The sequence below is a fragment of the Pseudomonas sp. A genome (assembly GCF_056270345.1).
On the sequence record NZ_CM149873.1, the window covers coordinates 4,968,005 to 4,990,779 of the forward strand.

At 63.6% G+C, this 22,775-nt stretch carries 12 protein-coding genes; all 12 read right to left on the minus strand.

Going from position 1 to position 22,775, the window contains the following annotated elements; genetic code table 11:
- Window positions 1-196 precede the first annotated feature (196 nt).
- Complete coding sequence (locus AC0MAZ_RS22200) at window positions 197-2,932, minus strand: glycosyltransferase (RefSeq protein ID WP_475859191.1); 2,736 nt, start codon at window positions 2,930-2,932, stop codon at window positions 197-199.
- 54 nt (window positions 2,933-2,986) lie between these two features.
- Window positions 2,987-6,559, minus strand: coding sequence for a glycosyltransferase (locus AC0MAZ_RS22205; RefSeq protein ID WP_475859193.1), 3,573 nt, complete (start codon window positions 6,557-6,559; stop codon window positions 2,987-2,989).
- A 123-nt stretch (window positions 6,560-6,682) separates the two neighbouring features.
- A complete protein-coding gene (locus AC0MAZ_RS22210; protein ID WP_234560350.1) occupies window positions 6,683-8,251 on the minus strand; it encodes a flagellar hook-associated protein 3 in 1,569 nt (522 codons plus the stop codon).
- Window positions 8,252-8,264: 13 nt separating this feature from the next.
- Window positions 8,265-10,313 (minus strand): flagellar hook-associated protein FlgK, encoded by a 2,049-nt coding sequence (gene flgK / locus AC0MAZ_RS22215; protein ID WP_475859195.1) that lies wholly within the window; start codon window positions 10,311-10,313, stop codon window positions 8,265-8,267.
- A gap of 12 nt (window positions 10,314-10,325) precedes the next feature.
- Window positions 10,326-11,519 (minus strand): flagellar assembly peptidoglycan hydrolase FlgJ, encoded by a 1,194-nt coding sequence (flgJ, locus tag AC0MAZ_RS22220; protein ID WP_475859196.1) that lies wholly within the window; start codon window positions 11,517-11,519, stop codon window positions 10,326-10,328.
- 11 nt (window positions 11,520-11,530) lie between these two features.
- Window positions 11,531-12,640, minus strand: a complete 1,110-nt coding sequence (locus AC0MAZ_RS22225; RefSeq protein ID WP_408005613.1) for a flagellar basal body P-ring protein FlgI — start codon at window positions 12,638-12,640, stop codon at window positions 11,531-11,533.
- A gap of 12 nt (window positions 12,641-12,652) precedes the next feature.
- A complete protein-coding gene (gene flgH, locus AC0MAZ_RS22230) occupies window positions 12,653-13,348 on the minus strand; it encodes a flagellar basal body L-ring protein FlgH (protein ID WP_050706703.1) in 696 nt (231 codons plus the stop codon).
- Window positions 13,349-13,427: 79 nt separating this feature from the next.
- Entirely contained in the window at window positions 13,428-14,213 is a 786-nt protein-coding gene (gene flgG / locus AC0MAZ_RS22235) for a flagellar basal-body rod protein FlgG (protein ID WP_050706704.1), read from the minus strand.
- A gap of 48 nt (window positions 14,214-14,261) precedes the next feature.
- Window positions 14,262-15,002 carry a flagellar basal body rod protein FlgF gene (locus AC0MAZ_RS22240; RefSeq protein WP_203651601.1) on the minus strand — a complete coding sequence of 247 codons (741 nt, stop codon included), beginning with the start codon at window positions 15,000-15,002 and terminating at the stop codon, window positions 14,262-14,264.
- A gap of 217 nt (window positions 15,003-15,219) precedes the next feature.
- Window positions 15,220-19,623 carry a beta strand repeat-containing protein gene (locus AC0MAZ_RS22245; protein ID WP_475859199.1) on the minus strand — a complete coding sequence of 1,468 codons (4,404 nt, stop codon included), beginning with the start codon at window positions 19,621-19,623 and terminating at the stop codon, window positions 15,220-15,222.
- A 66-nt stretch (window positions 19,624-19,689) separates the two neighbouring features.
- Complete coding sequence (locus tag AC0MAZ_RS22250) at window positions 19,690-21,003, minus strand: HlyD family type I secretion periplasmic adaptor subunit (RefSeq protein WP_475859200.1); 1,314 nt, start codon at window positions 21,001-21,003, stop codon at window positions 19,690-19,692.
- Entirely contained in the window at window positions 21,000-22,730 is a 1,731-nt protein-coding gene (locus AC0MAZ_RS22255) for a type I secretion system permease/ATPase (RefSeq protein ID WP_475859202.1), read from the minus strand. The genes AC0MAZ_RS22250 and AC0MAZ_RS22255 overlap by 4 nt, the downstream gene beginning before the upstream one ends.
- Window positions 22,731-22,775 lie beyond the last annotated feature (45 nt).

A 22,775-nucleotide genomic window follows, 5' to 3' on the forward strand; every position in this document is an offset into this window, starting at 1 on the left:
TCAGCTACTTGGGCTTCCAAAGCAAAAATATTGCCAATTCCGTTAGCACTCAGTCATACAAAGGGTTTACGAGGTTTTTGGCGATGGGCGGGAGGTAGGATGGTATTGCACGACATCGGAACATGCCGGGAGGAGAAGGTGACGCGAAACGGGGATACGGCGACTGGCGCCGCACCCCGTCAATAAACCGCCTGGCTTACAAGCCCTGGCGGAGTTGGTCGAGCCAGGCCAAAGCAGGAACCTGTACGTCTCGGCCACTGAACGCCGCCGGCCAGCGAGCCTGCAGCTCGAGCGCCAGGCCCTCGGCCGGTACAGACAACGCGCTCACCTGCAGCTGTGCCTGAGGCGTCCACACCACCAACTGGCCAGCTTCAGTCGCCGCCAGGCACAGGTCAAGGTCGGCCCCCTCCACGATCTGCAAGCCACCGCAATGGGCGAACACCTCCTGGCGAACCATCAGGCAGTCAGCCGAAACGGCAGCACAACCGCGCACGGCCTCCGGCCAGCGGGCATTGCGGCACTCCTCGTCCGAAATGCCCTGCCAAGGCACCGCCACTTGCGGCCCTTCCAATAGGGCATAGCCGCCATGTGCCAGGGCGCCATCGACGGTACGCAGCGCCGCTCCCGTCACACCCACTTCCGGGCGCTGCGCCTCATTGAGCAACGCTTCGATCCAGGCTGGCGTGATGACCTGGCATTGCGCCGACAACAGCACCAGGTACTCACCGCGCGCCTGCCCTGCGGCCTGGTTCAGCCAGGCACTGCGCGAGCCAGCAGATTCGCCCACCAACACCTGTACGCGCCCCCCCAGGTGCTGCAACGCCTCCACTTCCTCCTCGGCGCACACCACCAGCACCTCGTAACGCGGGTATCGGGTACGTTGCAGGACACTGGTCAGGCAGGCCTCGAGCTGGGCATGGTCACCCGTACTGGCCACCAGAATACTCACCAGCGGTGTTGCCGCATGCCGAAAATCGATACGCAACCCAGTGTTCGGCTGTTCGCTCACCTGGGCGCGATACCCCAGGTGGGTCAAATGACGATTGAGCGCACCTTGCGCCGCATCCATCAGTGCAGCCGTAGCTTGCTGCGTGATGACGAGATAGTCATCCAGGTGCGCAAGACAACCGACCCCCTGCGCCTCGATCAGTCGCAGCAGCAAGTCGAACTCCAGGGCTTGCCGGTGGGCTTCGCTGTAGCCACCCAGATCGACCACCGCCTGACGACGCAACAGCCAGTGCCGGGACATCAGGCCCGGCTGGTTACGTAGCAGATTCAGGTCCGCGCCAGGACGCATCACGGCATGTAAACGTCCCTCCTCGTCACGCTGCACTTCGTTGGCACAAATCGCCTGACAAGCAGGCGACTCGGCCAGCTCCACCAGAAGGTGCAGCAATCCACCCGTCTGCAGTTCGTCTCCTGCCTGCAACAACAGCAACCATTCGCTCGGCAACTGGCGCACCACCTGGTTCAGATGCGCCAACCAGTTGCCGTCATTGACCTGGATAAAGTGCAAGGTATCGCGCGCAGTGGTGATCACCGGCGGCTTGCCACCTTTGAGGACCACCAGCTTGAAGTCGCGAATACCGCTGGCCAGCAGGCTGTCGAAAGTAGCCTGCAACGCCGCATCATCGTTCTCCAGATCCAGTACCACGAAGGCGATCTGCGCAGCGGGATGGCTGGACAGGTGATTCAACACCTGCTGACGCGCCGCAGCGTCAGGCGTCGCCGCGCCAATACTCGCCAGCAATTGCCCGGACGGGGTGGCCTGCAAGCGCGGCTGGTGATCAACCCCCGGCACTTGTCGCAAACGCTCGAGCCAATTGCGTATCTCACGCAATTGATCACCATCGCGTTCTGCGTCCAACGTCTCCACAAGCTTTTGACAGAGCTGCGGGTCGAACAGTCCGAGCGCCAGCGCTTGCCAGTAACGCAATTGCAAACTGGCGGGCGTGTCATTGGGATGCACCTGCAACAGGTCACGCTGGCGTACCCAGCGGCCTTCCAGTGCCGCGTGCTGCGCCTTGCCAGCCGGCAAGGCATGGCAGAGAAACTCCAGCGCTGCCAGTTGGGTAAACAGGGCGCTGTTGTAGTAAGGCATCTCGACATACTGGCGCGGCTCGAAAAGCCGTTCAGGATCATCGATCACGCTGCTCCAGGTGGAAGTGAACAGCAGGGGCGCCTCGCCGTGATCATAGGTCCCGCGAACGAAGCGATGGAGTACTGCAAATTCACCTTCGCCAACGCATAGGGCCTGCCCCTGGGCATCCCATTGACGAAGAGCGAACAACGCACGATTCATGCGCTCCTCGCGCAAGACCTGATCGCAGCCCTCGGATTCCAGGCTGCACAGCACATCGGTCTGTTCGAGCAAGGCGACTTCGCCTTGGGCGAGGATCGCATATGACAGCCCCAGACAGAACACGGCCGGATCATCGCCCGCTGGGGTCTGATCCAGCGCCGCCAGCATGGCTGGCAGCCGGGTGACGGCACGCCATGCCTGACGGCGGGCCTGACCATACTGGCGTAGACGCGCCAGCCCCCCTTCGCCCTCCAGTGCGGGAATTGCTCCCCCCACCTTGTGGTACGTCAGCTGGGCATTGCCCGTCCTGAAGCCCAGCGCATGGCCTTGGGCTGCAATGGCACTCGACTGCGCCTCCAGCTGAACAACGGCGGCCTGCAGGGCTGGAACCAGCGCAAAGTCAGACTCGTGGGCAAGCACCACGTAGGGAGTGGTCACCTGCTGCAACAATTGCCCCAGAAGCTCGCTGTAATGCTGCGCCGCCTGATTTTGAGGCTGCACGTCAAGCGACAAGCACTGGACGCCGGCCCTCTGGTAATAGTGCTGCGCACGAGCCCGGTAGTCAGCCTGCTCCTGCCCCAGCAATACGACAGTCACCTTGGTGCACGGTGCAGTTGTGATTTCGGCCATAGTGCCCTCTTCAAAATGTCGGTTCGGAGCGCGGTCATCCCGCAGCTACCAGATTCAGTCCGCGAGCCAGGCATTGGCCCAATGCTGCAGGTGATGCGGTGTCAGTAAATAGTCGCGCAATACCGCCTCGCGCAGGGCGTCGCCCTGCCGGTAGCTGGCCTGCGGGTCTGCAAGGTGCATGCGAATCGCCTCCAGCCATTGCCCGCTGCTGTTGTCCTTCACCCGGGTGCACGGCAGATAGCCCGCATAGGCCTTGGTGTCGGTACAGATCACCGGAAAACCACATGCGCCATACTCCAGTAACCGCAAGTTGCTCTTGCAGTCGTTGAACAGGTTCTGTTCGAGCGGTGCCAGAGCGAGGTCAAGATTGAGACTGGCCAGCTTGCGCGGATAGTCTGCAAACGAGATGCCCGGATGGAACTCCTTGACGTAGGGTCGCAGCATTTCCGGGCACATGCCGAAGAACACCCAGTCGACCTCATTGGCCAGTGTCTTGATGACTTCCAGCAACAACTCCAGATCGCCACGGTGACTGGTCCCCCCAGCCCAACCGACACGCGGCCTGGCGCTCGTCTGACGCTCACTGGTCAATCCAGTCCACAAGGGGGCCGAGAGCATGTTCGGCACAATCCGGATGTCATGGTGCATGCTAGAAAGCGCATCGGCCAAAGGCTCGGTGGAAACTACCACCCGATCGCACAGGCCGACGCCCTCACGGACCAGCTCGCGGATATTCCCTGGCAGGTTGCGCACATGGTCATTCTTCTGCGAAGGCTCGATCACGTAGTCATCGAGCTCGTAGATGCGCCGTGCGCCAGAATAGCGCTTGAGCTGGCTCAGCTCCCTGATGCTGTGCGGCATGTAGCGACATTGCAGAATGAGCACATCAGGCTTCTCCCGCTCCAGCTCGATCAGGCCCGGCGTGCTGTAGTTGATCCGCCCCTGGATCCAACCGCGCTGCTCAAGCTCAGTAAACGGCTGGACCACGCGGTAGTGACCAATCGCCGAGGTGTTGCTCGGCAAGCCAAGCACTGACGGCATCGCCCGCGCCATGAAGGGGTCCCAGCCCGATCGCAGGCCGGGCTCGAAGTTGAAATTCGCCAGTTTCAGGCTCAGGTTGCGGTTGTACGCCGGATCCCGGGCTATCCACGGCAGCCAACGCTCGAAGAAGACATCGCTGTCGGCGGATCCGAGCTGCACCACCTCTCCCTCGTGCGGTGCAGAGGGGAATCTGACCACCTTCGAGAAAGGCGTCCAGACAGCCAGGTAGCCTTTTTCACGAACCCGCAGGCATAGATCTGCATCGAACAGCGACTGCTCCAGGGATGCCGTATCCAGGCCACCCAGCTCGGTGAACAGCTCCCGCCGTATTACCAGGCAATCGAGGCTCAGGGCACTCCAGTTCTGCACCATGCCCAGACGATTCATGTAGCTTTCGGCATTCACTGCACAGCCGACGAATGCACTACCCACCAGGCCGTTGAGTCCGAGCACGAGACCTGCAGACACCACGTTGCCGTCGCTGGAGAAAAGCTTGGGTCCGACCACGCCGACTTCCGGTCGCTGGGCATGTTGCATCAACTCCTGCAGCCATTGCGACTCGTACACCACACAGGTGCTTTCCAGCAACAACAGATACTCACCGCGCGCCTGCTGGCAGGCCAGGTTGAGACTATGCGCCCGGCCCCGACCTGCGACCCGAGTCACACGCAGTTGTTCACTACCCATGCCAGCCATTGCCGAGAGCCAGTCGAGTACATCGGCCGGAGTCTGCTCGTCAGCCACCAGCAGCACTTCAAAGCCAGCATAGGCGGTATTGGCCAGCAACGACTGCAGGCAACGCATCAACACCGACAACTGCGTGCCCGCATGGATCAGGATCGAAACGCTCGCTGTGTAGTCATGCAGATAGGTCACGCGAGAGACCATGCCGCCCTCGACACCGGCAACCTGCGCACCAACCCCAAGGCGCTGCAGATGCGCCTCTACCACCTGCACAGCCTGCCCCCCGCCTTCCGGGTGGCCCAGCCAGTTCGCGTAGGTTTCCTTGCAATGCACCAGCACCTCTGCGACGTGCTCCACCGCCTGCAAGCCGTGCTGCTCCACTATGCGCCAGAGCAGGTCGTGGGGCGCCAGGGCAGCGAAACGCTCATCGAAGCCACCCAGGTTACGCAATACCGAACATCGAAATGCCAGCAGGCGCCCCACATAGGGCAGGCTGCGCATCAAGTCGAGATTGAAGTCGGGTTTCAGGATAGGGTGGGAAGGCGCCAGCCCATCATGACTGCCCTCGTCGCTGTACAGGCAGGCACAGTCGGCACGCAGCGCCATGCGCTCGGCCATGATCACTAGCGCATGAGGATGCAGCCGGTCACCGGCTCGCAGCAGGTAGACCCACTCGGCCTGCTCATTGCCGTCAAGCCACTGCTCAAGTTCGGCAAAACCGTGACCACGCCGCCGGATGAAGCGTACCTCTTCAGTCACCCCCTCGACGACTGCCGGAGCGACCATCAGGATGCGACTCGCTGCATAGGATTGCGCCGCCAGGCTGTCCAGAGTGGCACGCAATGCCTCCTCCTCACCTTCGTTGCACAACACCACGGCGACGATACGCGGAAGGACAGGCCATTGCTCCAGTCGCTTGGGCAGTAGGCGGGCCTGGCCCGGCGATAGTTCACGGTGCGCCAGCCACTGCTCATAGAGCTCGGTGAAATCGAGACTGTAGGTACCGACCTGCTGATTGTAATTGGCCATTTGCTTGGAAAAGGCCGCACGCATGTCAACCTCCTCCCACGCCTGCCCCTCTCCTGCGGGATAGGATGCAAGCGGCAGGTAACGCACCCAGCCGACCGCTGGCGCCGCGTCACCCGTGCGGGCCGCGAGCATTTGCCGCAACCATTCGGTCTCGGCCTTGGCCGCCTCGGTCATTGAGGACTGATAACTGAGCCGGCCCGGGTAAACGCGCTCGAGGCTGAGGATCTGCTCAAGGCTGCACAAGTCACCGCGGCGTAACATGCAGGTGTACAACGCCAGATCCAGTCGCGCAATGAACCCACGGCCTTCCTGCACCAGCGTCGGCAGATACTCTTCGACCTGCGCCCTGCGGAACAAAGCGTGACTGATACCGCCGAACAGATTCGGTACGTTGTCGGCGATACTGTCGAGCAGATCCGTCCCCTTCAACACCGCGCTCTCAGGAGAGATGATGAAGTTGAGCGGACGTGACGGCAGGAGCACATCGTCAGCGGCACACACCAGCCGCTGGCCTATTACCATGCTGACCTCGGGCCGGCCCTCCAGCGCATTGACCTGCAGGCCGACGCAATACCCGAGCAACGTGTCGTCATCGCAGAGGAACTTGATGTAGTCCCCCGATGATTGCTCCAGGCACGCCATCAGGTTGCAGGCAAAACCAAGCCTGCGAGGGTTGCGCACGTAGTGCAGGACGCGGCTCGAGCCCTCGGTCAACCCATGGCAGATAGCCTCGATCTCACTTCCGGCACTGTCATCGCATACCACGATCTCCAGGTTTGGATAGTCCTGGGTCAACGCGCTGTTCAGCGTACTGCGGAAGAAGTCGGGATTGAACGCTGGAATGGCGATAGTGACAAGGGGTTGTGCGTCCACGGAGGCTCACTCAGGCAATGGTTCGAACAGCCAGGCCTCTGGCTCAGACCAGCCCGCTGCCCAGCATTGCGCTGGGTAACGGGCAAAGCAACGGCAAAAGGCCGTTGCCTTGGGCAGGATCGATCAGATGTAGTTGACCAGCGACAGGCCGGCAATCTTGGCAAAGGACTGCATCGAGGCCTGCAGCATGTTTTTCTGCATTTCAAGGCGCAGCATCACTTCGGCCGGGTCGCTCTCGCGGATCGAGCTCTGAGTCTTGGTATTCTCGCCGGCAAGCGCCTCGTTGGTTTCAGCCTGTACATCGAGCGCCTGACCGCGACCACCGATGGACGAGATCGACGACGACACCTGGTTCATGCCGCTGGCGATATTGCCCAGCGCCGCATCCTGGGCGGCGAGGAAGTTCTGCTTGGCCACCGGATCGTTGTCCTGCGGGGTATTCAACGCGGTGCGCAACTGGCTGATGGTGTTGAGGATATTCTGGTTCTGATGGGTGTCCACCTTGACCGCGAACGAATCGCCAGCATTCGGGGCACCGGCCAGGTCGAACGTCACACCGGCGGCGGTGGCCGTGGTGCCGCTGAGCGTGCCGCTGGAGATCGGACGGCTGTCGGCGGTCATTGGCGAAGCATACAGTTCGAAATCGGTGGCGCTGGTGAACTTCAGCACCGCGCCACCACCGGGGAACGCGGCCTTGTAGGCGGCCGGGTCACTGATGTTTGCATCGGTGATCTGCGCCGACGAGGTGTTGCCCGGGCTGCGGGTGCCGGCGATCGAATCGGCCTTGGAGCTCAGGTTGAAGGTGTGACCGGCGATGGCGGCATCCGGGTTGGCTTCGTCACCCGGCTTGAAGCTGATCTTCAGACGCAGGTCGACACCGCGGAAGCTGATGGCCATGTTCGTGCCATTGGGATCGAACTTGCCACCCTGGCTGGCTTCCAGCGTCACATCGTTGCCGCCGGCATCGAGGATCTTGTACTCGGTGCTGCTGGTGAACTGGACGCTGTAGGGTTCACCGCTGCGGAAACGGTCATTGTAGGTGGTGTTGCCGGACACCTGGCCGTTGGACAGGCTGACCCGGCCGTCATCGGTGGCCGGCGCGGTCAGGCGGGTCTCGCTGCGGCTGGTGTTGAGCGCCTGCTCGAAGGCGCTGTAGCCGGTCTCGTTGGCGGCCAGGCTGAGCATGTCGCCGACCTGCAGCATCAGGTTGCTCTGATCGCCCTGGTAGCTGTAGGTGCCATCGGAGTTGCGCACGTAAGGCTGGGTATCGCCCTTGGAGCCGGAGAACAGGTACTTGCCGTTCTCGTCCTTGCTGTTCATCAACGAGAACAGCTGGTCTTCCAGCGAGGCCAGCTCTTGTGCATTGGCCTTGCGGTCGGCGTCGGTAAAGCTCGCGTTACCGGAGCTGACAGCCAGCTCGTTGACCCGCTGCAGAACGGTACCAATGGCATTGAGCGTGCTTTCACTGCTGCCCAGCGCGTTGCGCACGTTGGTGATATTGCCCTTGAACTGGCCGAGCATGTTCTGCTGCTGCTCGAGCTGCAGCAGGCGCGCGGCGCCGACCGGATCGTCGGCGGCGGTGCGCACGCGAATGAAGTCGCTGGCTTCCTGCGTCGTCTTGTTGACGTTGCCGAAGGTGCGCTCGTAGTTGGCGCTGCTGCTGTTGTAGAACTGCGGGGTGGAGATGCGCACGGTCTACGGCTCCTTAAAGGCTGTTGATCAAAGTGGCGAAGGTTTCCTGGGCCGCCTTGATGATTTGCGACGACGCGGTGTAGTACTGCTGGAACTTGACCAGGTTGCCGACCTCTTCGTCCACGGACACGCCGGAGCTCGAGTTGCGGCTGGTCAGGGCGGAGGATTGCAGCGCCTGGGTGGCGTTGCTGTCCATCTCGGCCTGGTTGGTCTTGCCACCGACGTTGGACACCAGCTTGGCGTAGGCATCGGTGAAGCTGATGCCCTTGCCATCGGCACCGGTATCGACGGTGGGCTTGGTCTGCAGGTTGATCACCGACTGGGCGTTGCGGTTGTCGGCCGAGCCGGCACCGGTCAGCGAGACGGTGTAGTTGTCACCGCCCTTCGGGGCGCCAGCGACGGTCATCTCGAAGGTGAACTTCTTCTGCGTGCCGCTGGCGTCGTTGATCGGGTTGCCGCTGCCATCGACCATCGGCACGGACAGCTGCAGCTTGTTCTCCTGGCCGGGGATGATCGTGCCGCTGCCGATGGGGCTGCCCTTGGCATCGAACATGGTGTAGGTCTGGGGCGAGGTCTTCTCGTCACCGAACACCAGCTTGACCGGCGTCGAGTACTTGAGCCCCGTCTGCAGGTCGGCGCGCTGGGCGGCATCGTAGATGTCCAGCTCGGAGGTCAGCGTGGGCTGGCCGATCTGCCCGGTGCCCTTGTTGCCCGAGCCGCTGGTAGCGGTCAGCGGGCTGGCCATCGCCAGGCGCTTGGGATCGGTGAGCACCGTCTCGATGCTGGCCGCGGCATTGCGGGTGGGGGTGATCTTGAAGCTGTCGCCGGCGATCGGCGCGCCACCGCGCAGGTTGAGGCTGAAGCCATCGATCACCGGTGGTGGATTGGCGGTGATGTCGAACTTGCCCATCTCGGTGTTGTCGGGCAGGCGGCGTACGGTGAACTCGTTGGCGCTGGTGAACGTTACCTGGTAGTCATTGGTGGTCAGCTTGCCGGTGTCCTTGATGTTCACATCGAGGTTGCCGGAACCGGGGCTGTTACCGAGCTTGGCCACGCTGCGCCCGGCCATGGCGGCGGCGCTGTTGATGTCGCCGAACAGGGTCGCGCCGAACTCGCCGTTCTTGTCGATGCCCTGGGCCAGCTGGCTGTTGATCGCATCGGCCACCACCAGGGCCACACGGCCCAGCTCGTTGAGCGCAGGGTCCAAGGTGTCCTTGCGGTAGCGCAGCAGACCGCCCAGCTCGCCGCCGGTGGTGCTGTCGGTGATGTCCATCTTGGTCGAGCCGCGATTGAGCACCAGGTTCATCCGCGACGGGTCGGTCGCCGCAGGCTCCACGCCCAGGGTCTGGGTGGTGTTGCCCAGCACCAGCGACTGGCCGTTCTTCAGGTAGATGTCGTAGTTGCCGTCACGCTCGACCACGTCCACGCCAATCAGCTTGTTCAACTCGCGCACCGCGCCGTCGCGCTGGTCGAGCAGGTCGTTGGGCTTGCCGGTGATGGCGGTCATCTTGACAATCTGCTGGTTGTACTCGGAGATCGTCGCGGTCAGCTTGTTGATCTGGTCGGCCGTCGCCGCCATGTTAGTGTTGATGTTGCTGTTCTGCTGGTTGAACTGCGCCGACAGGCTGTTGAAACGCTTGGCAAGCGATTGGGCGCTGGTCAGCAGCAATTGCCGCGAGGCATCCTCGGTGGGCTTGGCCGAGGCGTCCTGCATCGCGCTGAAGAAGCTCTTGAGCGCTGCGGTGATACCGGTGTCGGCGCTGGACAGGGCATTGTTCAGCGGGCCGATCTGGTTGAGGTAGGCGTTCGCGTCGCTGGACAGCGACGTGGTGGAACGCAGCTGGTTCTCGAGGAAGGCGTTGTACACCCGGCGCACATCGGACAGCGTGGTGCCGGTGCCGATGAACACCTGGCCGACCTGCTGGCCACCCTTGGTCTTCTGGACGATCTGCTGGCGAGAGTAACTTTCCACATCGGCATTGGCGATGTTGTTACCCAGGGTGTACATCCCGGACTGGGCGGCGCCCAGGCCAGACATACCGATATTGATCAAACTCGCCATGGTTTCCTGCCCTTAAAGTTTCGTGGTGGTACCGAGCATTGCGTAGCTCTGCTGCGACTTCATCTGTTTTGCGATCTGCGAGATCTTGCTGGCGTAGTTGGGGTCGGTGGCGTAACCGGCCTTCTGCAACTCCCGCACAAACTGTTCTGGTTTATCGGCCGCCCGCACTGCATCTTGATAGCGCGAATTGTTCTGCAACAGGCTCACCAGGTCGTGGAAGCTGTCCTGGTAGCTGTCGTAGGAACGGAACGCCGCGGTCTCCTTGACGAACTGGCCGTTGCGGAACTCGCTGGTGATCGCCCGCGCCTCGCCGCCCTGCCAGCTGCCGGTGGCCTTGATGCCGAACAGGTTGTGACTGCTGCTGCCATCGGGGTTGCGCATGACCGACTTGCCCCAGCCGGTTTCCAGCGCGGCCTGGGCCACCAGGTAGCGCGGATCGATACCGATACGCTTGGCGGCCTGCTCGGCCATCGGCAGCATGGTGGCGACGAAGGCGTCGCTGTCGGCGAAGGCCTTTTTCGGTGCCAGCGGCGGCTGGGCCACGGCCCGACCGAGAATCTGCAGGTTGCCACCTGGCGCCGCGAAGGTGCGGGCCGGCTCCCAGTCGCCGACGGCCACGCCACCGGGCGGGATATCGCCACGCCCAGGCAGCGCCGTGGCATTGGCGACGGCATTGCCAGCAGACGGCACGATGCCGGACAGCAAGCGATCGGTGAGTTTGCCAGGCAGCGCCAGGCGCCGCGCATTGAGCGCAGCCACATCGTTACGCGTAGCGACACTCTCGACCATGTGCGCGGGCTCGGCCACTTTCGAGGCCCACAATGCCGGCGCCTGCCCTTCGATCCGGGGAAACGGACTGGTGTTCGGGCGCGCGGCCTTGTTCTTCGACAGCTGGCGCACCAGCACATCCTGCAGGCCGATACCACCCCCTTCGCGCGACATGCTCACGGCCATCTGTTGGTCGTACATGTCGCGGTACTGCTTGACCGTGTCGCTGTTCATCGGGCTGTCTTCGTCAGCCATCACATCGCTGGCCTTGCGCGACGCCTTGAGCATCTCGCTGATGAACAACGACTCGAACTCCTGGGCCACCTTGCGGATGTTGCCCTCGCTGTCGCGATCCCCGCGCTTGAGCGAGCCCAGGCGATTGAGGTCGGTGTAGGCGCCGCTGTCGGCCTGACTGGAAACAAGACTCTTCGAATTCATCCCTGGCGTCCTCAGATCACGATCAGGTCGGCTTGCAACGCACCGGCCTGCTTCAGCGCTTCGAGGATGGCCATCAGGTCGCTCGGCGCCGCGCCGACCTGGTTCACCGCACGGACGATCTCATCCAGCGTGGTGCCCGGGCCGAACTTGAACATCGGCTTGGCTTCCTGCTCGGCGTTGACCCGCGAACGCGGCACCACCGCGGTCTGACCATTGGAGAACGGCCCCGGCTGGCTGACGATCGGATCTTCGGTGATGGTCACGGTCAGGCTGCCGTGAGTAACCGCCGCCGGCGACACCTTGACGTTCTGGCCGATGACGATGGTCCCGGTGCGCGAGTTGATGATGACCTTGGCCACCGCCTGGCCCGGGTCGATCTCGAGGTTCTCGAGGATGGACAGGTAGTCCACGCGCTGGCTCGGGTCCATCGGCGCGGTGACCCGCACCGAACCGCCATCGACGGCCTGGGCCACGCCCGGCCCGAGCAGCTCGTTGACCTTGTCGACGATGCGCTTGGCGGTGGTGAAGTCCGGACGATTGAGATTGAGCGTCAGGCTATTGCCCTGGTTGAATCCGCTCGGCACCGCGCGCTCGACCGAGGCCCCGCCGGGAATGCGACCGGCCGACGGAACGTTGACGGTGATCTTCGAGCCGTCGCGACCTTCGGCATCAAAGCCACCCACCACCAGATTGCCCTGGGCGATGGCGTAGACGTTGCCGTCGATACCCTTGAGCGGCGTCATCAACAGACTGCCGCCACGCAGGCTCTTGGAGTTGCCGATGGAAGACACGGTGATATCGACCACCTGGCCGGGCTTGGCGAATGCCGGCAAGTCGGCATGCACCGACACGGCGGCAACGTTCTTCAACTGCACGTTGCCCGACCCCGGCGGCACCTTGATACCAAACTGCGACAACATGTTGTTGAAGGTCTGCAGGGTGAACGGTGTCTGGGTGGTCTGGTCACCCGTGCCGTTGAGGCCCACCACCAGGCCGTAGCCGATCAGCTGGTTGGCGCGCACGCCGGAAATGCTGGCGATATCCTTCAGGCGCTCGGCGTGAGCACCGAACGCACAGGACAGAAGCAGGGTCGCGGCAATCAACCGCCTAGCGTTGAACATGGTCATCCGTACTCAGAAAGGCCAGAGCGGGCTGATGAAGAAACGGTCCAGCCAACCGGGCTGGCTGGCATCGGCGAACGAGCCGGTGCCCGAATAGGTGATGCGCGCGTCGGCCACGCGAGTGGACGGCACGGTGTTGTCGGTGGCGATGTCGTCGGCACGGATCAGGCCGGCAATGCGCACCAGTTCCTCGCCGGTGTTCAGCGTCATCCACTTCTCGCCGCGCACGGCGATGATGCCGTTGGGCAGCACCTCGGCCACGGTCACCGTGATGGAGCCGGTCAGGGTGTTGCCCTGGGTGGCCTTGCTGTCGCCCTTGGTGGAGCGGTCGCCGCTGTAACCGGCTTCAAGCGTGAGGTCGCCGCTGCCCAGCGGGTTGTTGGTGTTGGGCACGGTGCCGAACAGCGAGGTCAGGCCGATATCGGCCTTGCTGTTCTTCTGGATCTGGGAACCGGCGTTCTTGCTCGCCGAGGTACGCTCGTTCAGGGTGATGGTGATGATGTCACCGACCCGGAACGCCTTGCGATCGGTGTACAGACCCTGCTCGAAACCGGCCTGGTAGATCGAGCCGTTGTTGGCCGCCGCCGGCAACGGGGTGCGCGGCAGGACCGGCGCATAATACGGGTCGTTTGGCTTGGGCGTCGGCGCAACGCAACCAGCCAGCAACACCACCCCCCCCAGGGCGAATACGGACAACAGACGGCTCATGACACTTACCTCATGGTGAAACAGGCGCTGCAACAGCGAGCGGATGATCAGCGGCCCGCCTTGATCGGGCCGCCAGGGCTTACAGCTGCTGGGTGACGAACGACAGCATCTTGTCGGCGGCGGAGATGACCTTGGAGTTCATCTCGTAGGCACGCTGGGTGGTGATCATGTTGACCATTTCTTCCACGGTGCTGACGTTGGACGCCTCCAGGGTTTTCTGCAGGGTGGGGCCGAAACCGTTCAGGCCAGGCGTGCCGATCTGCGGCGCGCCGCTGGCGGCGGTCTCGAGGAACAGGTTGCCGCCGATGGCCTGCAAGCCCGCCGGGTTGATGAAGTCGGCGGTCTGGATGTTGCCGATGACCTGCGCGGCCGGGTTGCCGGGGGTAGTGATCGACACCGTGCCGTCCTGGCCGACAGTGAAGGTCTGGGCATCCGGCGGTACGACGACCGCAGGTTCCAGGGCGAAGCCGTTGGCGGTGACGACCTGGCCGTCGGAGTTCAGGTGGAAGGTACCGTCACGGGTATAGGAGACGGTGCCGTCAGGCTGCAGCACCTGGAAGAAGCCACGACCGTTGACGGCCATGTCCAGCGGATTCTCGGTCGTCTGCAGGCTGCCGGTCTGGAAGTTCTTCTGGGTGCCGACGATACGTACACCGGTACCGACCTGCAGGCCCGAAGGCAGCTCGCTGTCCTGGGTGGACTGCGCACCGGGCTGGCGCTTGATCTGGTACAGCAGGTCCTGAAACTCGGCGCGATCACGCTTGAAGCCAGTGGTCGAGACGTTGGCCAGGTTGTTCGAGATGACCGCCAGGTTGGTATCCTGGGCGGAAAGGCCGGTTTTAGCGACCCAAAGAGCCGGAAGCATTTAGTGTTCTCCTCGTGCGCCTGTTTTACGGCACCCGTTCAAATGTGATTAGCCGATCTGCAAAACCCGAGCCATGGCTTGATCGCCTTCCTCGGCCGCTTTCATCATCTTGACGTGCAACTCGAACTGTCGGGACAGCGCCAGCACCGATGTCATTTCCTCCACGGCATTGACGTTACTGCCTTCGAGGAATCCCGACACCACGCGCACGTTCACGTCCATGTCGGCCGGCTGGCCGCTGGCGGTACGGATCAGCCCGTCCTGGCCCTTGATCATGCCCTTGATGTCAGGGTTGACCAGCTTGATCCGGTCGACCTCGGCCATCACCCGTGGGTCCTCGCCCATGGCGCGGATGCTGATGGTGCCGTCATCGCCGATCTCGACCTTCTGCTCCGGTGGTATGGCGATCGGACCGCCATTGCCGATTACCGCCATGCCGTTGCCGGCGCGCAACACACCGAGGGCGTCAATGTTCAGGCCGCCAGTGCGCACGTAGGCCTCGCTGCCATCGGGGGCCTGCACGGCAATGAAGCCGTTGCCGCTGACCGCCACGTCCAGCTCGCGACCGGTTTCCACCAGCGGACCGGCACTGAAATCGGTGGCCGGCCGTTCGCTCATGGCAAACGCACGCGCCGGAAAGCTGTCGCCGAACACCGGCATCGAACGGGCCTGCTCCAGATCACGCTGGAAGCCGTTGGTGGAAACGTTCGCCAGGTTGTTGGCATGGGCCTTCTGCGCCAGCGCGTTCTGGCTGGCGCCGGTCATGGCCACGTAAAGCATCTTGTCCACAGTCATCCTCCGCTGCACGGGCGATCGATTGCCGGTCGCCGTGGCTGTACGAAGCTTCTAGCAAGTTTCGCGCCAATTACCACAGAAACGACAAAGGCCCCGGTTTACGGGGCCTTTGCCGAAAAGCACGCTGTCAGAGAGACAAAATCTCGGCGGCGAGCGTCTGACAGCGGCAAGGCTTGGCCGCCTGCGGACGCTGTCAGACGCCGCTTGCCTGTCAGGTGATGGTGAAGGTGTCGCCGTTGTTGGTCTGGAACGACTCGATGGTGTTCGAGCCGGCGTACCAGTTGCTGAGCATCACCCCCGAATCGAGGTTGCCGGCATTCCAGTCAGCCTTGGAGAAGATGAAGGCATTGACGCCATCGTTCTGCACCACGACATCCTGGAAGGTCTGGATGTTCTTCAGCACCACCACGTCGACACCTGCGCTACCGGTATCCTGGATCACCACGCCCGCCTTGGAGTAGATCGTGTAGACATCGCTGCCCTCGCCACCGAAGGCGTAGCCGGCCGACATCATGTCCAGGCGATCGGCGCCGGCGCCACCATAGAGTTCGTAGGCAAAACCGTTACCAACCAGGCGATCGTTGCCATCATCGCCATACGCCTTGCCGTTGGTGGTCTGGATGGTGTCGTTGCCGGCATCACCATGGTAGACGGAACCCGTGTCGTTCAGCGCACCGGTGATGGTGTCGTCGCCGTCACCGCCATTGACGACATCCGCCTGGGCGACCTGGGTGTTCGCCGGGCGCGCCAGGGCACCGAAATCGGTGGAGTAGATGCCATCCCCGTAGAGGATGTCATTGCCCGCACCGCCATTGATGACATCGTCGCCTTCGGCGCCGTAGAGCGTGTTCGCACCGGCATCGCCATTGAGCACATCGGCGAACGCGGAGCCCGCCAGCCCTTCGATTCCACTCAGCACATCACCCTCGGCATGCCCGCCAGCCACAGTACCTGCGGCAAGATCGATCGACACGCCGGCATTGCTCGAGATGTACCAGGCCGAATCCCGACCGGCCCCACCATTGATCACATCCGCGCCAGCACCGCCAATGAAGTTCTCGTTCGCAGTGGTCCCCACGAACGTATCGTTGAACGCCGTACCCTCGAAACTCTCGATACTGGTGAACAGGTCATTACCGGTAGCGTTCAGATCGAGCGTAACCCCAGCGCCCTCGCCGGCGAACGTCAACAGATCGACACCTAGCGAGCCATTGAAGTCGTTGGGCTGGTCGTTGGCCACGAAGACATCGCCCGACGACGAGCCGACGAACTTCTCGATGCCCTCGAAGGTATCGCCCTCGGCGATACCGCCATGCACGCCGGTCTTGAGATTCAGGAGAATGCCGGCAGTGCTGTCGCCATACGAAACAGTGTCGATACCCGCGCCGCCGACGAAACGGTCGGCACCGGCACCGCCAAACAAGGTGTCATTGCCAGCGCCACCGACAATCACGTTGTTGCCGGCATTGCCATAACCGGTGAAATTGCCAGAGCCGATGTAGGTGAGGTTTTCCACTTCGTTGGTCAGGGTGTAGCTGGCCAGGGAGGTGCGCACCTCGTCGATGCCGCCGCCGGCCTGCTCGAACACGCCGGCAGCGCCATGCAGGTAGTACACGTCGTTGCCGGCACCACCGGCGAAGCTCTTGCTCGAACCCGTCGCCTGCATGATGAAGGTGTCGTTCTGGCTGCTGCCGATGACACTGTACATGCCGGTGAACTTGTCGCCTTCGGCGTCGCCGCCCTGGCCCTTGCCGCCGGTGTTGTCGATGGTGATCGTCACCGCCTGGTCGGACAGCGAATAGTCCATCGTGTCGTTCAGGCCGCCATCGAAGGTCTGCGCGCGCGCGTCGCTGATGAAGGTGTCGGCATAGTTCGAGCCCTGGTACACCTCGATGCTGTCGAAGGTGTCGCCAGCGGCGATACCACCATGCACGCCGGTCTTGAAGTTCAGGGTGATACCGGCGCTGGCATCGGTGTACGACACGGTGTCATTGCCCGCGCCGCCGATGAAGCGGTCGCCACCGGCGCCGCCGCGCATCACGTCGTTGCCGCTGCCGCCGGTGATGATGTTGTCGCTGGCGTTGCCGACACCGGTGAAGTTGCCGCTACCGATGTAGGTGAGGTTTTCCACTTCGTTGGTCAGGGTGTAGCTGGCCAGGGAGGTGCGCACCTCGTCGATGCCGCCGCCGGCCTGCTCGAACACGCCGGCAGCGCCATGCAGGTAGTACACGTCGTTGCCGGCACCACCGGCGAAGCTCTTGCTCGAACCCGTCGCCTGCATGATGAAGGTGTCGTTCTGGCTGCTGCCGATGACACTGTACATGCCGGTGAACTTGTCGCCTTCGGCGTCGCCGCCCTGGCCCTTGCCGCCGGTGTTGTCGATGGTGATCGTCACCGCCTGGTCGGACAGCGAATAGTCCATCGTGTCGTTCAGGCCGCCATCGAAGGTCTGCGCGCGCGCGTCGCTGATGAAGGTGTCGGCATAGTTCGAGCCCTGGTACACCTCGATGCTGTCGAAGGTGTCGCCAGCGGCGATACCACCATGCACGCCGGTCTTGAAGTTCAGGGTGATACCGGCGCTGGCATCGGTGTACGACACGGTGTCATTGCCCGCGCCGCCGATGAAGCGGTCGCCACCGGCGCCGCCGCGCATCACGTCGTTGCCGCTGCCGCCGGTGATGATGTTGTCGCTGGCGTTGCCGACACCGGTGAAGTTGCCGCTACCGATGTAGGTGAGGTTTTCCACTTCGTTGGTCAGGGTGTAGCTGGCCAGGGAGGTGCGCACCTCGTCGATGCCGCCGCCGGCCTGCTCGAACACGCCGGCAGCGCCATGCAGGTAGTACACGTCGTTGCCGGCACCACCGGCGAAGCTCTTGCTCGAACCCGTCGCCTGCATGATGAAGGTGTCGTTCTGGCTGCTGCCGATGACACTGTACATGCCGGTGAACTTGTCGCCTTCGGCGTCGCCGCCCTGGCCCTTGCCGCCGGTGTTGTCGATGGTGATCGTCACCGCCTGGTCGGACAGCGAGTAGTCCATCGTGTCGTTCAGGCCGCCATCGAAGGTCTGCGCGCGCGCATCGCTGATGAAGGTGTCGGCATAGTTCGAGCCCTGGTACACCTCGATGCTGTCGAAGGTGTCGCCAGCGGCGATGCCGCCATGCACGCCGGTCTTGAAGTTCAGGGTGATACCGGCGCTGGCATCGGTGTACGACACGGTGTCATTGCCCGCGCCGCCGATGAAGCGGTCGCCACCGGCACCGCCGCGCATCACGTCGTTGCCACTGCCGCCGGTGATGATGTTGTCGCTGGCGTTGCCGACACCGGTGAAGTTGCCGCTACCGATGTAGGTGAGGTTTTCCACTTCGTTGGTCAGGGTGTAGCTGGCCAGGGAGGTGCGCACCTCGTCGATGCCGCCGCCGGCCTGCTCGAACACGCCGGCAGCGCCATGCAGGTAGTACACGTCGTTGCCGGCACCACCGGCGAAGCTCTTGCTCGAACCCGTCGCCTGCATGATGAAGGTGTCGTTCTGGCTACTGCCGATGACACTGTACATGCCGGTGAACTTGTCGCCTTCGGCGTCGCCGCCCTGGCCCTTGCCGCCGGTGTTGTCGATGGTGATCGTCACCGCCTGGTCGGACAGCGAATAGTCCATCGTGTCGTTCAGGCCGCCATCGAAGGTCTGCGCGCGCGCGTCGCTGATGAAGGTGTCGGCATAGTTCGAGCCCTGGTACACCTCGATGCTGTCGAAGGTGTCGCCAGCGGCGATGCCGCCATGCACGCCGGTCTTGAAGTTCAGGGTGATGCCAGCGCTGGCATCGGTGTACGACACGGTGTCATTGCCCGCGCCGCCGATGAAGCGGTCGCCACCGGCGCCGCCGCGCATCACGTCGTTGCCGCTGCCGCCGGTGATGATGTTGTCGCTGGCGTTGCCGACACCGGTGAAGTTGCCGCTACCGATGTAGGTGAGGTTTTCCACCTCGCTGGTCAGGGTGTAGCTGGCCAGGGAGGTGCGCACCTCGTCGATGCCGCCGCCGGCCTGCTCGAACACGCCGGCAGCGCCATGCAGGTAGTACACGTCGTTGCCGGCACCACCGGCGAAGCTCTTGCTCGAACCCGTCGCCTGCATGATGAAGGTGTCGTTCTGGCTGCTGCCGATGACACTGTACATGCCGGTGAACTTGTCGCCTTCGGCGTCGCCGCCCTGGCCCTTGCCGCCGGTGTTGTCGATGGTGATCGTCACCGCCTGGTCGGACAGCGAGTAGTCCATCGTGTCGTTCAGGCCGCCATTGAAGGTCTGCGCGCGCGCATCGCTGATGAAGGTGTCGGCGTAGTTCGAACCCTGGAACACCTCGATGCTTTCAAAGGTATCGCCAGCGGCGATACCGGTATGCACGCCGGTCTTGAAGTTCAGGGTAATGCCGGCACTGGCATCGGTGTACGACACGGTGTCGTTGCCCGCACCACCGATGAAGCGATCGGCACCCGCGCCACCGTATAGCGTGTCGTTACCATCACCGCCATTGATGATGTCATCGCCACCCTTGCCAAAAATCTGATCGTCCGCGCTGGTACCGACCAGATTGTCGGCGCCTTCGGTTCCCTGGATAACAGCCATGTCTACTGATTCCTTGCCAATGGTTGAACAATCCCTGCATGACAGCGCCCACCCTCCGGTCGGCGCTCATCCTTCCCTGAATGCCCGTTGCGCATGGTCGCCTACTGGCTTGAGCAGATAGGACAGCACGGTGCGATGACCCGTCTGGATCATCGACTCCACCGGCATGCCCGGCACCAGCGTGAGGCCGTCCAGCTTGCGCTGCTCGGCCTTGTCGATATGAATGCCGGCGCGGTAGAAGCCGAGCCCGCTCTGCGGGTCGGTTACCAGGTCGGCGGAGAGACGCACCACCCGCCCGAGCACTTCGGGGGTGGTCGCGCGATTGAACGCACTGAAGCGCAGCAACGCCTCTTGGCCGAGCACGACCTGATCGATGTCCTGCGGGCTGATGCGCGCCTCGACCAACAGTTCGTCGTCCAGCGGGACGATCTGCATCAGGGTCTCGGCCGGCGAGATCACACCGCCCACGGTGTGTACCGCCAACTGCTGGACCCGCCCGGCACTGGGCGCCAGCACTTCTATGCGCTTGAGCTGGTCGGCCGCAGCGACCTCGCGCTCCACCCATTCGCCCTGCTGCGCCATCAGGTCACGCAGCTCGCCGGAAACCTGTTCGCGGAACCGCTGGTCCACCTGCAACAGCTCCAGACGGGTTTCGGCAATGCGCGCCCGCGCCTCGGCGATGGCCGCGACCAACTGGCCACGTTCGCCCTGCAGGCGAGCGATGCCGCGGGCCAGGGCATTGACTCGGTCGAGGGTCATCAGGCCCTTCTTCTGCAAGATCTTGACGGCCTGGTATTCCTCGTCAATCAGGCGGATTTCCTCGCCCTTGGTGCGCTGCTGCAGGTCATGACCGGCGATGGTCTGGATCAGTTGCTCGATACGCTCGCGCAATTGCTGCTTCTGCCCATCCCGCGACTGGCGGCGGTCGACGAACAACTGCCGCTCACTGGCCAGCACCGCCTGCACCTGTGCCTCACCCTCGCGCGCGACAAGCCGTGACGGCGTGTCCACCTGCGCCAGGCCATCGCGCTCCGCCTCGAGCCGAGCCTGACGCGCCAAGGCCTGGTCAAGGGCCTTGGCGACGATGGCATGACTGGCCTCCTGCAAGGTCGCGTCCAGTCGCAGCAACACGTCACCGGCCTGCACCGATTGCCCCTCGCCAACCAGCAATTGCGCCACCACACCACCACTGGGATGCTGGACCTTCTTCACGCTGTCCTGCACCGCCACCGCCCCCGGCGCAATCACCGCACCGGCCAGTTCAGTGACGGCCGACCACGTCAGCGCGCCGCCCAGCAACACCACCACGACCCCGGCACCGACCCACAGGTGGCCACGCAGCGAACGCAGCAGCCCCTGTTCATCATCGATCCGCATCATGCCTGCACACCCCCCTTGACCACTCGCGGCTCGGCGAGCGTCACCGGTCGCGCCAGCACGGTATCGCGCGGGCCAAATGCCGCCTGCACCCCCTGCTCAAGCACCAGCACCTGGTCCATCACCGCCAGCAGCCCGGAACGGTGGGCGATGGCCACCACCACCCCGCCGCGCGCCTTGACGCCCTCGATCGCCCGGGCCAACGCCCGTTCGCCCTCGGCATCAAGGTTGGCATTGGGCTCGTCGAGCACCACCAGGAACGGCTCGCCATACAACGCGCGGGCAAGGCCGATACGCTGGCGCTGCCCTGCCGAAAGATTGACGCCGCCCTCGCCGACCGGCGTGTCGTAGCCCTGCGGGAGTTGCAGGATCAACTCGTGCACGCCGGCCTGACGCGCCGCCGCGACAATCGCCGCGGCATCGGCCTGCGGATCCAGACGCGCGATGTTCTGCCCCACGCTCGCCTCGAACAGATCGACGCTCTGCGGTAGGTAACCGGTCATGACCGCCCGCGCCGCATCCGGCCAGAGCTCCAGTGCCGCGCCATCCAGGCAGACCTGGCCGCGCAGCGCCGGCCACGCGCCGACCAAGGCCCGCGCCAGCGACGACTTGCCCGAGGCGCTGGGGCCGATCACCGCCAGCGAGCCGCCGGCAGCCAGGCTGAAATTCACCCCTTGCAGCACCAGCCGCTGCACGCCCGGCGGCGCCACACACAGGCCGCTCACCAGCAGCTGGCTGCGAGCAGTCGGCAGCGCAGTCCTGTGCGCGGGTGCCGGAAAGATCGCCAGCACGCCGCGCAACTGCTGCCAGGCAAATCGCGCGGACACCAGGCTGCGCCATGTGCCAATGATCTGCTCGGCCGGGGCCAGGGTGCGGGCAACGATGATCGAGGCGGCGACAATCGCACCGCCGCTGAGATCGCCCCCGATCACCAACCAGGCACCCACACCCAGGGACGCCGATTGCACCAACTGGCGCAGGGCCTTGGTGATCCCGCCATAGAAGCTGCCGACATCGGCGCTGCGCCGCTGCAACGTGGCGTACTGCTCCTGCAGCACCTGCCAACGTGCAGCGGCACGCTCGGTCATGCCCATCGCGGCGAGCACTTCAGCGCCGACATGGGCCTGCTGGCCCAGGCGATTGCGCTGGCTGGCCAGTACCGCGCTGTCACGCATGGCCCGGCGCGTGCCACGGTCGGTGAGCCAGGTCAGCAGTACCATCAGCACGATCATGCCCAACGCCAGCCAGCCCAGTGATGGATGGATGTAGAAGCTGACCGCGAGGTACACCGGCATCCACGGCAGGTCGAAGAACGCCATGAGCCCGGGGCCGGCGATGAAGGCGCGGATCTGTTCGAGTTCCTGGGCGGGCTTGAGCGGATCCTGGTCCAGGGCGATCTTCAGCGGCGTGCCGGCGATGATCCTGAACACCTGCGTCGAAAGCGCTCCGTCCACAGCTCCAGCGATACGCGACATGACCCGCGAGCGAATGATGTCGAGCACGGCGAACACCAGGTACGCACCCGCCACCAGCAGCCCCAGCGCCACCAAGGTGGGCAGGCTGCGACTGGGGATGACCCGGTCATAGACCTCGAGCATGAACAGGGGGCCGATCAACGCCAGCAGGTTGATCACGCCAGAGAACAGGGCTGCGCCGACCAGGCCCTTTTTCAAGGCCACGCGAAGCGGCGCCGGCAGCACGCGCGCGCCAGTATCCTTACTGCTTTTCAAGAGTTCCGATCCTTGGAAAATGACGCTTGCCAGCCACTCGAACGA

Coding starts and splice junctions, on each gene's coding strand:
- AC0MAZ_RS22200 (WP_475859191.1), bottom strand. CDS start 2,932: ATGGCCGAAATCACAACTGCACCGTGCACCAAGGTGACTGTCGTATTG.
- flgK (WP_475859195.1), bottom strand. CDS start 10,313: ATGGCGAGTTTGATCAATATCGGTATGTCTGGCCTGGGCGCCGCCCAG.
- flgJ (WP_475859196.1), bottom strand. CDS start 11,519: ATGAATTCGAAGAGTCTTGTTTCCAGTCAGGCCGACAGCGGCGCCTAC.
- AC0MAZ_RS22225 (WP_408005613.1), bottom strand. CDS start 12,640: ATGTTCAACGCTAGGCGGTTGATTGCCGCGACCCTGCTTCTGTCCTGT.
- flgH (WP_050706703.1), bottom strand. CDS start 13,348: ATGAGCCGTCTGTTGTCCGTATTCGCCCTGGGGGGGGTGGTGTTGCTG.
- flgG (WP_050706704.1), bottom strand. CDS start 14,213: ATGCTTCCGGCTCTTTGGGTCGCTAAAACCGGCCTTTCCGCCCAGGAT.
- AC0MAZ_RS22245 (WP_475859199.1), bottom strand. CDS start 19,623: ATGGCTGTTATCCAGGGAACCGAAGGCGCCGACAATCTGGTCGGTACC.
- AC0MAZ_RS22250 (WP_475859200.1), bottom strand. CDS start 21,003: ATGATGCGGATCGATGATGAACAGGGGCTGCTGCGTTCGCTGCGTGGC.